The sequence below is a fragment of the Curvibacter gracilis ATCC BAA-807 genome (assembly GCF_000518645.1).
GTDB classification, from domain to species: Bacteria; Pseudomonadota; Gammaproteobacteria; order Burkholderiales; family Burkholderiaceae_C; genus Curvibacter; species Curvibacter gracilis.
The window spans coordinates 250,438-262,905 of the sequence record NZ_JADZ01000006.1; the positions used below are offsets into that span (position 1 = coordinate 250,438).

Sequence of the window (12,468 nt, forward strand, 5' to 3'; positions counted from 1 at the left end):
ACTAGCTGACCTTCCCTCCCGATGCCCCGATGGACACCTCCGACCCCCATGCCAGTGATGCTGCAGCCACCCCTGTGTTCCTGAAGTGGCCCCTGCGCGACTTGCGAACCTGGGTGCGGCATTTCATGCGCGCCGAGATCCCGGTGCTGGCCAGCACGGCACAGGCCCTGGAGGAACTGCGGGCCCGCGAGGACGACATCGGCCCCGGCGACCTGGGGCCGGTGCTTCGCGCCGACCCGCTGATGACGGTGAAGTTCATGGCCCATGTGGCCACGCTGCGCCGCGATGAAGACGACACCGAGACCGAAAGCATCACCAGCGCACTGGTGATGACGGGCATCACACCGTTCTTCAACCGATTCGGCCCGCAGCCCACGGTGGAGGATCGCCTGCGCGAACAGCCCGAGGCTCTCGAGGCCTTGTACGAGGTGCTGCAACGCAGCGAGCGCGCCGCCCATTTCGCCATGGCCTTTGCGGTGCACCGCAGTGACACCGACATCGACATGATCCACGAGGCTGCCTTTTTGCACGACTTTGCCGAGCTGCTGATGTGGTGCCATGCCCCCGACCTGATGCTGCAGGTGCGCCAGGCCCAGCAACGCGACCCAGGCCTGCGCAGTGTGCTGGCGCAGCGCAGCCTGCTCAATGTCGAGCTTGACGACCTGCGCCAGGCGCTGCTGCGCCTGTGGCACCTGCCCCGGTTGCTGATCCGCATCAGCGACGGCAAGCACGCCGACCACCCCAGTGTGCAGAACGTGGTGCTGGCCTCGCGGCTGGCCCGCCACACCATGAAGGGTTGGGACAACCCGGCCCTGGGCAGCGATGTGGAGGAGCTGTCCAAGCTGCTCAACGCGAGCCCGCGCGTGACGCTGGCCTTTTTGCACAAGGTCGACTCGGCCAGCGCGCCGGGCTGATTCTCACGTCTCCTGATGCCCTCGGATCCGGCCCGATCGGGCCGGTGTCTTGCCTGCGCCAGCAGGAAATGGACAACTCACCCATAATAGATGCATATACATCTATCAAGGCCAACCTGGGTTGGCTCACCGAGACACCATGCACCCCCCACACGCCACGGCCCAAGCGCCAGCGCCAGCAGCCTCCCCTGCCATGGACCCCCGCACCCGTCTGCTGCTGGAAGGGCCGATCGCGCCGACCTTGCTGCGCCTGGCCGCCCCCAATGTGATCGTGATGGTGGCCCAGGCCGCCGCCGGCCTGATCGAGACCTGGTTTGTGGGTCGATTGGGCACCGACGCGCTGGCCGGCATGGCCCTGGTGTTTCCGGTGGTGATGCTGATGCAGATGATGTCGGCCGGCGCCATGGGCGGCGGCATTGCCTCGGCCATTGCGCGGGCGCTGGGCGCCCACCGGCGCCACGATGCCCACGCGCTGGTGTTCCATGCGCTGGTGCTGTCGGGCCTGTTCGGGCTGGCTTTCACGGCAGCGGCGCTGCTGGGCGGTGAGCACCTGTACGCGGCCATGGGCGGGCGGGGCGGCTCGCTGCAGGCCGCTCTGGTGTATTCGAACTGGGTGTTTGCCGGGGCGGTGCTGGTGTGGCTGTTCAACTCGCTGGCCTCGGTGATCCGGGGCACGGGCAACATGGCCTTGCCGGCGCAGGTGATCAGCGTGGGCACCCTGCTGCTGCTGCCGGTTTCACCGCTGCTGATCTTCGGCTGGGGCCCGGTGCCGGCCATGGGCATTGCCGGTGGGGCCCTGGCCCTGCTGCTGTATTACGCCGGCGGTTCAGTGGCACTGGGCCTGTGGTTGCTGTCGCCACGCAGCCTGCTGCGCCCCACCTGGGCCGATGCCGGGCTGCGCTGGCCGCTGTTTCGCGATATCCTGCGCGTGGGCCTGGCCGGTGCGGTGTCCACGGTGGCCACCAATGTGGCGATTGCCATCGCCACCGGGCTGGCCGGGCGCTTCGGGCCCGAGGCCATTGCCGGCTATGGCACGGCCTCGCGGCTCGAGTACCTGCTGGTGCCGCTGGTGTTTGGCTTCGGGGGCCCGTTGGTGGCCATGGTGGGCACCGCGGTCGGGGCGGGCCGGCGTGAACGGGCCTTGCGCGCCACCTGGATCGGGGCGGCCATGGCGGTGCTGCTGTGCGAACTGATCGGGCTGGCGGCAGCGGCTTTTCCCCACGCCTGGCTGTCGCTGTTCGACAGCGATGCCGGCATGCAGGCGGTGGGCGCGCAATACCTGCGCATCGTGGGCCCGGTGTACGGTTTGTTCGGCCTGGGGCTGATCCTGTACTTTGCCTCGCAGGGGGCAGGGCGCCTGCTGTGGCCGGTGCTGGGCAACATCGCGCGGCTGGTGATTGCCGCGCTGGGGGGCTGGCTGGCCTGGCGGGCGGGCTGGGGTCTGGCCGGGGTGTTTGCAGCCCAGGCCTTGGCGCTGGCAGCCTATGGCGGCATCAACGCCGCAGCCATCGCCAAAGGGGTGTGGTTCAGCGATTGAGCCCCTGGCACCGACCTGGCGTCAGGCGGCTTCGAGCCGGGCCAGCGTCAGGCGGATGGCCTCGGCGATCTGGTCGCGGCGCAGCACGATGTGATCGCTCAAGTGCTGCTCGGCGGCGCTGGCATCGCGTCGCCGCAGGGCCTCCAGAATGGCCTGATGCTCTTGCTGTGTCGAATCACGGCCCACGTGTTCCATGTCGATCCAACGCAGAAAGCGAATGCGGTCGTTCAGGCTGGCCAACATGCGCTGCAATTCTGCATTGCCGGACATGGCCGCCAAACGCCGGTGAAAGGCCTCATCCAGGGCCACCAGTTCGGCCATCGGCGTGTCGACAGACACCGCGCGGCTGTGGTTCAGAAAAGTCTGAGCCTCATCGAGTTGCTCAGGTGTGCCGCGCAGCAAGGCCAGGCGCAGGCATTCGCGCTCCACCGCCACCCGGGCCTCGTACAGGTCCAGCGTCTCCTGCACATCGAGTGGGCGCCGCATGAAACCCCGGGAGCAGGGCTGCAGAAAGCCCTCGGTCACCAAGCGGTTGAGGGCCTCGCGCACGGGGGTGCGGCTGACGCCCAGGCGGGCGGCCAGTTCGATCTCGCTCAGGCGCTCGCCCGGCTTGAGCTGGCAGCTGATGGCCATCTCACGCAAGGTGTTGAACACGCCGCTGCCGCGTTCACGCCGGATCGAGGAAATGGGGGCTTTCATGGGTCTGGATTGTGCCTCTGGACGCTGCACCCGATTTAAGTATACTTAAATTGCGACTCGCCTTTCGAGGCCGACCCGCTGCTGGCAGCAGCCCCACTTTCACGCAATGGATGGTTCATGAGCTCTTCTTTCAACGGTGCCGACGGCCTGGTGCGCATGCTGCAACTCAATGGTGTGAAGCACATCTTCGGCCTATGCGGCGACACCAGCCTGCCTTTCTACGATGCGTTGGCCCGGCTGGACCATGGCATCGACCACATCCTGACGCGCGATGAACGCAGCGCCGGCTACATGGCCGATGGCTATGCCCGGGTGACCGGCAAGGTGGGGGTGTGCGAAGGCCCGAGCGGTGGCGGTGCCACCTACCTGTTGCCGGGCCTGGTGGAGGCCAATGAATCCTCGGTGCCGGTGCTGGGCATCACCTCCGATGTGTCGGTGGGCGCGCGCGGCAAGTTTCCGCTGACCGAGCTGGACCAGCAGGCGCTGTACAAGCCGCTGACCAAATGGAACACCACCATCGACCGGGTGGACCAGATCCCCGGCGCGGTGCGCAGCGCCTTCCGGGCCATGACCACGGGCCGCCCCGGGGCGGCCCACATCGCCTTGCCCTACGACGTGCAAAAACACGCCCTGGACCCGGCCGAGGTGTGGGCCCAGCCCGGGCACGACCGCGTGCCGGCCTACCGCAGTGCGCCCGATCCGGCGGCGGTCGAGCAGGCGGCCGAGCGCCTGGTGGCCGCCCGCTCGCCCGTGATCATCTGCGGCGGCGGGGTGGTGATTGCCGGCGCCAGCGAGGCCCTGGCCGAGTTGGCCACCGCCCTCAACGCTCCGGTGTGCACCACCGTCAGCGGCCAGGGCAGCCTGGCCGACACCCACCCCTTGAATGCCGGGGTGGTGGGCACCAACGGGGGCGTGGCTGCCACCCGCGCGGTGGTGGCGCAGGCCGACCTGGTGCTGTTCGTGGCCTGCCGCGCCGGCTCGACCACCACCGAGCACTGGCAGATGCCGCCGCGCAGCGTCACCATCGTGCACCTGGATGTGGACCCCATGACCATCGCCACCAACTACCGCACCGACGTGGCCCTGGTAGGCGATGCCTTGCTGGGCCTGCAGGCCTTGGCGGCGGCCGTGGCGCAGCGGGCTGACCAGAGGCCGGCCGACGCGGCCGATGGCCGAGCCCTGGCAGCACGCGCGCGGGCCGAGAAGCAGGCCTTCTTCGCCCCGCTGGCCGCCTCGCTCGACCGCCCGATCAAGCCTGAGCGCGTGGTCGATCTGCTGAACCGCCTGCTGCCGGCCCGCGCCATCGTGGTAGCCGATCCGGGCACGCCTTGTCCTTACTTCTCGGCCTACTTCAATGCCCCCCAGGCGGGGCGACATTTCATCACCAACCGGGCGCACGGCGCGCTGGGTTTTTCGATGTCGGCCGGTGTCGGTGCGGCCTTCGGCCAGCCCGATTCGGTGGTGGTGTCGGTGATGGGCGACGGCAGCTTCGGCTTCACCTGTGGAGAACTGGAAACCATCGTGCGCCGCAACGTGCCACTGAAGATGATCGTGTTTTCGAACTCGGTGTACGGCTGGATCAAGGCCAGCCAGAAGACCGGCTACGAGCAGCGCTATTTTTCGGTCGACTTCAACCGCACCCAGCACGCCCGCGTGGCCGAAGCCTTCGGTGTGAAAGCCTGGCGGGTGGAAGACCCCTCGGAGCTCGAAGCCGCGCTCAAGGCCGCCCTGATGCACGATGGGCCCGCGCTGGTCGACGTGATCTCGCAGGAATTGCAGGACACTGCCGTACCCGTCAGCCAGTGGATGGGTTGACCCCCCACCCACCTCAGCCCCAACCCAGGAGTCTGCCCATGTCCGATCTCCCCCTGCACCGCCGCCACGCCCTGAGCCTGCTGGGCGCAGCCGCCTTGGGGCTGCCCTCGGTGGCCCGCGCCGACAGCGACACCCCGCTCAAGCTGGTGATCACCTTTCCACCCGGGGGCAGCACCGACATCGCGGCGCGCATTCTGCAGCCGCGCCTGTCTGAAAAGCTCGGCCGCCCCGTGGTGATCGAAAACCGCCCCGGTGCCGCCAGCCAGGTGGCCACACAGTACGTGGCCAAGTCCGCCCCCGATGGCAACACCTTGCTGGTGAGCTTCGACACCCACGCCATCAACCCGATCGCCAAACCCCGCCTGCCCTACGACACCTTCAAGGATTTCACCGGGGTCTCGCTGGCGCTGCGTTTTCCGCTGGTGATTGCGGCCGCGGCCTCGGTGCCGGCACGTGATCTGCGCGGTTTCATCGAGGCGGCGCGCAAGGCGCCCGGGAAGTTCAGCTATGCCTCCACCGGCCTGGGCTCGATGAACCACCTGGTGATGGAAGACCTCAAGCGGCGCGCCGGCATCTTCGTCTTGCATGTGCCCTTCGGCGGGGGTGGCCCGGCCGTGCAGGCCGTGCTCGGTGATGTGACCAGCCTGACCCTGCTGAGCTATGCCGCACTGCGCAGCCAGATTGCGGCGGGCAAACTCAAGGCGCTGGCCGTGACCGGCGCGCGCCGCCTGCCGGAGTTGCCCGAGGTGCCCACCGTGGCCGAATCGGGCTACCCCGGCTTCGAGGCCTATTCGTGGATCGGCATTTTTGCACCCTCAGGCACGGCCGCGGCCACGGTGCGCCAGCTGACCGAGGCTTTTCAGGCCACACTCAACAGCCCGGACATCCACCAGAAACTCAGCCAGGCGGGCTTTGAGGTGATGGCCACCGACGGCCCCGCACTGGAGCGCCACCTGAAAGACGAATACGAGCGCTGGGGCCTGTTCGTGCGCCAGACCCACCTCAAACTGGACGATTAGAAAGAGATGCTTTCGTGACCCTGCCACTCGACCACATCGTCATTGCCGTGCAGCAGCTCGACCGGGCCATTGCCGACTACCGGGCACTGGGCTTTCAGGTTTTGATCGGCGGCCGGCACAATGGACGCACCTCGCACAACGCGCTGGTGGTGTTCCAGGACGGCAGCTACCTCGAACTGATCGCCTGGGAGGGCCCGGCGCCGCAGGAGCGCTGGTACACCACCCTGCAAAGTGCCGGCGAGGGCCTGGTCGACTTCGCCCTTCTGCCCGGTGACACCACCGAGGTGCTGAACGCAGCGCGCTCGCGCGGACTGCTCAGCCTGGAGGGCCCTTTCGATGGCGCCCGCCTGCGCCCCGACGGCGCCCAACTGCGCTGGCAGACGGCCCGCCATGCCAGCCCCGACCTGCCCTTCTTGTGCGGTGACATCAGCCCGCGGGCGCTGCGGGTGTCCGAGTCACCCGCCGATCGCCTGCACCCCAATGGCGCCTTGGGCGTGGCCAGGCTGGACATTGCCGTGCTGGATCTGCCCACGTCACTGGCGCGCTACCAGGCCCTGCTGGGCCCCGATCTGGCAGCCGGCCCGGTGCTGCTGCGCGAAGGCGTGCAGCAAATCAGCCTGACTTTGGGCAGCACCGAACTGCGCCTGCTGAGCCCAGCCTCGGAGCAGGCCGACGGTGCACAGGCCCAGGCGCTGAAACACCGCCTGGCCACCCGCGGCGAAGGCCCCTGCGCTCTGGTGTTGCGCAGTGATCTGACGACGGCCCGCCATGCCGAAGGCCCGGATGAGTTCAGCCACGGCGTGGCCCTGAGCTGGGCATCCCACGACGCACAGCCCTGAAAACACGAAACCCCACGCCAGGTGGGGTTTGCAGCCAGGCCCGCACACAAGGCGGGCTGGCAGTTCAATCGCTGAACAAGCCGGGCTGAATCAACTCAGCCGGGGGCAAGGATCAACGCGGACGGCGCGGCACCATCGGGCCACGGCCTTCGATGTGGCGGAACTTGATGCGGCCCTTGCTCAGGTCATAGGGCGACAGTTCCAGCGACACCTTGTCGCCAGCCAGGATGCGGATGTGGTTCTTGCGCATCTTGCCGGCCGAATAGGCAATCAGTTCGTGACCGTTGTCCAGCGTGACACGGAAACGCGTGTCAGGCAGCACTTCGTTCACAACACCCATCATTTCAATCAGCTCTTCCTTGGCCATGGTGCTTTCCTTTAATTACGGTGTCAGGAGTTGAGGGCGCGCAAGGTCGCGTACCCATTGGATGCCCTGTTCGATGGCATAGCCCGAAGCAGCGGCACGTGTCGAAAACTGGGGGGTGAAACGCATCACCCGGTCGGTACTGGCGCTGCCACGGCCACTGGCAATGGAGACCTGGGAGGCAAAAGCGCCGTCTTCCAGTTCGCGGGCGCAGGCAGCAATTCGGTATTTGCCCATCTGGATGGGGTCTGAAGCAGTTGTTGGATTCGAGTTGAAAATCATCAAGGGGTTGAAAAGACCTGGGTCAGGAGGCGACCACACGGTCCCGGACAAAAAATACTGGCAGCCCCAAATGCCTAGGGAGCCCGTCCTGAACAACCAGAGAACCCGGCCACAACTGGCGCGAACCCGGCAACGCGCCAGCAGTGGCTGCGTCAACAGAAGGGGAAAGCCGCTGGCACTGTGAATGTGCTGACGGACACGCCACAAGCAGGGCTGGACCAACAACCCCCTCTGCCGGGGGTGGGCACACCACTCAACCAGTGAGCAGGCGCAGTCGGTCGCCAAGGGCGATCCCGCAATGTAACACACTCGCCCCAAAAACGCTGCTGCTGGATTCCGTTGCAAAAATGTCAGTGCTGTGTCGAGCCCCAATTGACGGCCCCGCCGCCATCTGAAACCATTCGACACAATTTCCTTGCTTCACTTTTTCGCAAGGGCTGTGAGTTGTCCGTTTGAGCGCCTTCATTGATTTCTCCCTTTCGCCTGGGCAGCCGGCCCCGCCGACCGGTCTCCAGTGCCATCTTCGATGTGCCGTTCGGGCACTGTCATGAGCGCGGACACCCGCCCGAGCACCGCGCCGTCGAATCTTCCCCTGCCTGACCTGGCCGCTGGTCCCCACTTTGATCGTCTGGTTCGCCTGGCTGCCACCTTGTGCGGCACCCGTCAGGCCTGGGTGACGGTGTGGCATGGCGCAGGCCCGGTGGTGGTGGCCGGCATCGGGGTGGCCTTGGGGCCCATGCCCTGGACCCTGGCCTTGGACACGGCGTGGGAAAACGCTGTAGCCACCACCATCCCCCCGTTCAACCCCCAACAAGATCCGGCCTGGGCCGATCATCCCTGGGTTCAGGGGCCGCCGGGGCTGTGCTTTCTGGCCGGGATGGTGCTGCGCAGCCGCGACGGCGAACGCCTGGGCATGCTGTGTGTCGGTGATCCGCAGCCCCACGAGCTGGATGCCGAACAATGCGAAGCCCTGGACGCCCTGGCCTCGCAAGCCCTGCTGCTGCTGGAGTTCGGGCGCCAGCAATCGCGCTGGAACGATGCCGAAACCCAGAACCGCCAGGCCCGCCAATGGCACCAGCTTCAGATCCAGGCCCAGCGCATTGCCGGGCAGGTGGCCGAAGTGGGAGGCTGGATCCTGACGCTGCCGGATCGGCAGTTCGTCTGGTCACCCGAAGTGGCCCACATCCATGGCATGAGCCCCGAAACCACCGTCACCGCAGAGCAGGCTTTCGGCTTCTACCTGCCCGACGATCAGTTGCGACTGGATGCGGCCTTCCGGGCCTGTGTGCGCGATGGCACCCGCTTCGAACTGGAGCTGATGCTGCGCCGCATCGACGGCCAGCCCATCTGGGTGCGCCTGATCGGCGAAGCGGTGCGCAATGAGCAGGGTGTGACCGAGGCAGTGCAGGGGGCATTGGAGAACATCGACGCGCGCAAACGCGAGGTCGAAACCCGCCTGGCCATCGTGCGCATGCAGCAGGAAATCGCCAACGCCGAGCTCGACCTGGACGGTGTGCTCGAGTTGATGGCCCTGCGTGCCGCCGAGCTGACCGGCGCGGAAGGCAGCTCGGTCGAGCTGGTGGAAGCCCAGGATTGCATCTGCCGGGCCTGTGCCGGCACCCTGAGTGCCTATGTGGGACGACGCATCGGGCTGCACGACACGCTGGCAGGCCAGGTGCTGCAACACAACACCACCGTGCGCTGCCAGGACACCGAGCAAGACCCGCGCATCCAGGTCGCCCTGGCCCGGGCGCTGGGGGTGCGCTCCTTGATCGTGGCGCCGCTCAAGGCGGGCGATCAGATGCTGGGCGTGATCCGGGTGGTGTCGGGCCGACCCGGGGCCTTCAGCCTGCGCGATGAAACCCATCTGCAGATCCTGGTGCTGACCCTGGGCGGTGTCATCCAGCGCCAACGTCTGGGCGCCAAATTGCAGGCCTCGGAGGCCCAGTACCGATTGCTGTTCGACCTGAACCCGCAACCCATGTGGGTGCACAGCATCGGTGACATGCGCATGCTGGCCGCCAACAAGGCCATGGTGGCGCACTATGGCTACAGCCATGAAGAACTGCGCCACATGAAGGCGCCCGAATTCTGGGTGGACGACAACGAGACCACACGCCTGGAGCGGCTGGCCTCGATCCAGCGCGGGGACGTGCAGATCAACACGCCGCGCTGCCACCGCCGGCGCGACGGCTCGCTGATGGATGTGGAGGTGACGGCCAACACCATCACCTTCGATGGCGAAGCCGCCCGGCTGGTGATTGCCACCGACGTGACCGAAAGACAACGTGCTGCGCGCGACCAGCAACGCCTGAGCCGGGCCCAGCTGACCCTGAGTGCCTGCAACGAAGCCCTGGTGCGCGCCAGCACCGAGCTGGGTCTGCTGGAAGACGTGACCCGCACCCTGGTCGAGGTCGGCGGCTACCGCCTGGCCTGGGTGGCTTACATCGGTCTGGATGAGACCCAGCCGGACATCCGGGCCGTGTCCCGCTACGGGCAGGGCAGCGATTTCCTGGACGGGCTGAACCAGGCCGATGCCCCGCAGAGCCCCATGGCCCTGACTTTGCAGGATGGCCGTCTGCGCATCGTGGAAGACTTTCAGCAAAGCCCCGACTGGCCAGCCTGGGGGCCCGCGGCCAGGCACCACGGCCTGCGCGGTCTGCTCTGCCTGCCGCTGCGCGTCGGCGCTCGCCGCCTGGGGCTGCTGACACTGCACTCGGACGAGCCTTGCCGAATCAGCCATGGCGAAGAGCAATTGCTCCAGTCCCTGTCCAACGATCTGGCCTTTGGCATTAGCAATCTGCGGGCCCAGGAAGAACAGAACCGGTTGCAACACGCCGTGCTGAAGCTGGCCACGGCGGTATCGGCCAGCACGGGCACCGAGTTCTTCGGCCAACTGGCCCGCAACATGGCCGAAGCGCTGGATGCCCAGGCCGGCTTCGTGGCCCGATTGCTGCCGGCCACGCCGGGTGCCCCGGCGCGCATGCGCCTGATCGCGGCCCAGGTGGCAGGCCAGGCGATTGCCCAGGCCGACTACCTGCTGGCTGGCACACCCTGTGAACAAGTGCTGAAAGACGGCATGGGCCTGGTGCGCAAGGACCTGGCCTGTGTCTATCCCGGGATGGCGGGGCAGGCCCCGGCGGTGGCCTACGTGGGCCGGCGCCTGGACAATGCGGTCGGTGAAGCGGTGGGCCTGGTGTTCGCCCTGTTCGAGCGGCCCCTGGCCCAGACCGGCTTTCTGGTCTCGGCCCTGCACATCTTTGCGGCACGGGCCGGGGCCGAACTGGCCCGGCTGGCCGCCGACAGCCAGATCCGCGATCAGGCCTCGCTGCTGGACAAGGCCCAGGATGCCATCATCGTGCGCCGCATCGGTGGCGGGCTGAGCTATTGGAACAAGGGCGCCGAGCGCCTGTACGGCTTCACCGCCGCCCAGGCGCTGGACCCGGCGATCGGCCTGCGCATCGAGCGCGAGCACCTGCACTTCGATCTCGATCCCGCGCAGGTGTTGCAAGACGGCGAATGGAGCGGCGAGATCGACCAGCAGCGCCAGGATGGCACGCTGCTCACCGTGGAAAGCCGCTGGACCCTGGTGCACGATGCCTTTGGCACGCCCGAAGCCATCCTGTCGATCAACACCGACGTGACGGCCCGCAAGCTGGCCGAACAGCAGATCCAGCGCCTGGCCTTCTTCGACGCCCTGACCGAGCTGCCCAACCGGCAGCTGCTGATGGACCGGCTGCAGCACGCCCTGGCCAGCAGCACGCGCACGGGTGCCGGGGGCGCCTTGCTGTTCATCGACCTGGACAACTTCAAGACCCTCAACGACACGCTGGGCCACGATCAGGGTGACGAGTTGCTGCGCCAGGTGGCGCGACGCCTGAGCGCCTGCGTGCGCGAATCGGACACGGTGGCCCGTCTGGGCGGCGACGAGTTCGTGGTGATGCTGGAAAACCTCGGGCGCGGCCACGCCGAAGTGATCGAACACGCCAGCCGCATCGGAGGCAAGGTGCTGGCCACCATGGCAGCGCCCTTCCTGCTGGCGGGCCAGCAGCATGAAAGCAGTTGCAGCATCGGCGTGGCCCCGTTCATGGATGGCAACAGCGGCATCAGCGAGCTGCTCAAGCAGGCCGACCTGGCCATGTACCAGGCCAAGACGGCGGGGCGCAATACCCTGCGCTTCTTCGACCCGGCGATGCAGGCCGAAGTCAGTGCCCGCGCCGCGCTGGAAGCCGCGCTGCGCCAGGCGCTGGCCCGCGGCGAGCTGATGCTGCACTACCAGCCACAGACCGAACAGGGCCGCCACGTCAGCGGGGTGGAGGCCCTGGTGCGCTGGCGCCACCCGGTGCGCGGCATGGTGTCGCCGGCCGAGTTCATTCCGCTGGCCGAAGACACCGGGCTGATCATCCCGATCGGGCGCTGGGTGCTGGACACCGCCTGCAGCCTGCTGGCCCGTTGGGCCGGGCAGGCCGAGACCGAGGCCCTGAGCGTGGCCGTGAACGTCAGCTCACGCCAGTTCAAGCACCCTGATTTCGTGCAGCATGTGATCAGTGCGCTGCAAGCCCATGGTGCCCGACCGGATCGGCTCAAGCTGGAGTTGACCGAAAGCCTGCTGGTGGACGACATGGACGCCATCATCGAACGCATGGGTCAGTTGAAAAACCTGGGGGTGGGCTTCTCGCTGGACGACTTCGGCACCGGTTATTCCAGCCTCAGCTACCTCAAGCGCCTGCCGCTGGACCAGCTGAAAATCGACCAGTCCTTTGTGCGTGATGTGCTCACCGACCCCAACGACGCGGCCATCGTGCGCACCATCATCAACCTGGGCCGCAGCCTGGGGCTGGCGGTGATCGCAGAAGGCGTGGAGTCGCGTGATCAGCAGGATTTTCTGGCCCGCCACGATTGCCATGCCTTCCAGGGCTATGCCTTCGGCAAGCCCATGGCCGATCAGGAACTGAGCCTGTTCCTGAGCCAGACCCCGCGCCAGATGCACTGATGCACT

General features: G+C 67.1%; 9 protein-coding genes. 6 read left to right on the top strand and 3 right to left on the bottom strand.

Features of this window, described 5'->3' with window-relative positions:
* Positions 1-29: 29 nt before the first annotated feature.
* Together L880_RS0105795 and L880_RS31725 are read left to right on the top strand one after the other, a co-directional pair.
* Complete coding sequence (locus L880_RS0105795; RefSeq protein ID WP_027474872.1) at positions 30-914, top strand: HDOD domain-containing protein; 885 nt, start codon at positions 30-32, stop codon at positions 912-914.
* 193 nt (positions 915-1,107) lie between these two features.
* Positions 1,108-2,451, top strand: coding sequence for an MATE family efflux transporter (locus L880_RS31725; protein ID WP_043328619.1), 1,344 nt, complete (start codon positions 1,108-1,110; stop codon positions 2,449-2,451).
* Positions 2,452-2,472: 21 nt separating this feature from the next.
* Here the strand turns inward: L880_RS31725 and L880_RS0105805 are convergent, their stop codons facing one another.
* Positions 2,473-3,150, bottom strand: coding sequence for a GntR family transcriptional regulator (locus tag L880_RS0105805; protein WP_027474873.1), 678 nt, complete (start codon positions 3,148-3,150; stop codon positions 2,473-2,475).
* 117 nt (positions 3,151-3,267) lie between these two features.
* Between L880_RS0105805 and L880_RS0105810 the strand changes: the two genes are divergently transcribed.
* From L880_RS0105810 to L880_RS0105820, 3 genes are read left to right on the top strand one after another with little or no spacing between them, the layout of a single operon-like run.
* On the top strand, positions 3,268-4,965 hold the full coding sequence (locus L880_RS0105810) for a thiamine pyrophosphate-binding protein (protein ID WP_027474874.1): 1,698 nt from the start codon (positions 3,268-3,270) through the stop codon (positions 4,963-4,965).
* Positions 4,966-5,003: 38 nt separating this feature from the next.
* Positions 5,004-5,984 (top strand): tripartite tricarboxylate transporter substrate binding protein, encoded by a 981-nt coding sequence (locus tag L880_RS0105815; protein ID WP_027474875.1) that lies wholly within the window; start codon positions 5,004-5,006, stop codon positions 5,982-5,984.
* Between the two features lie 14 nt (positions 5,985-5,998).
* Positions 5,999-6,823, top strand: coding sequence for a VOC family protein (locus tag L880_RS0105820; protein WP_027474876.1), 825 nt, complete (start codon positions 5,999-6,001; stop codon positions 6,821-6,823).
* A 112-nt stretch (positions 6,824-6,935) separates the two neighbouring features.
* Here L880_RS0105820 and infA read toward each other — a convergent pair whose 3' ends face one another.
* Both infA and L880_RS0105830 read right to left on the bottom strand, forming a co-directional pair.
* Positions 6,936-7,190, bottom strand: a complete 255-nt coding sequence (infA, locus tag L880_RS0105825) for a translation initiation factor IF-1 (RefSeq protein ID WP_019573714.1) — start codon at positions 7,188-7,190, stop codon at positions 6,936-6,938.
* 15 nt (positions 7,191-7,205) lie between these two features.
* Complete coding sequence (locus L880_RS0105830) at positions 7,206-7,469, bottom strand: DUF6566 family protein (RefSeq protein ID WP_245614971.1); 264 nt, start codon at positions 7,467-7,469, stop codon at positions 7,206-7,208.
* A 547-nt stretch (positions 7,470-8,016) separates the two neighbouring features.
* Here L880_RS0105830 and L880_RS31730 point away from each other — a divergent pair.
* Positions 8,017-12,462, top strand: a complete 4,446-nt coding sequence (locus L880_RS31730) for an EAL domain-containing protein (protein WP_051443094.1) — start codon at positions 8,017-8,019, stop codon at positions 12,460-12,462.
* Positions 12,463-12,468: the final 6 nt, after the last annotated feature.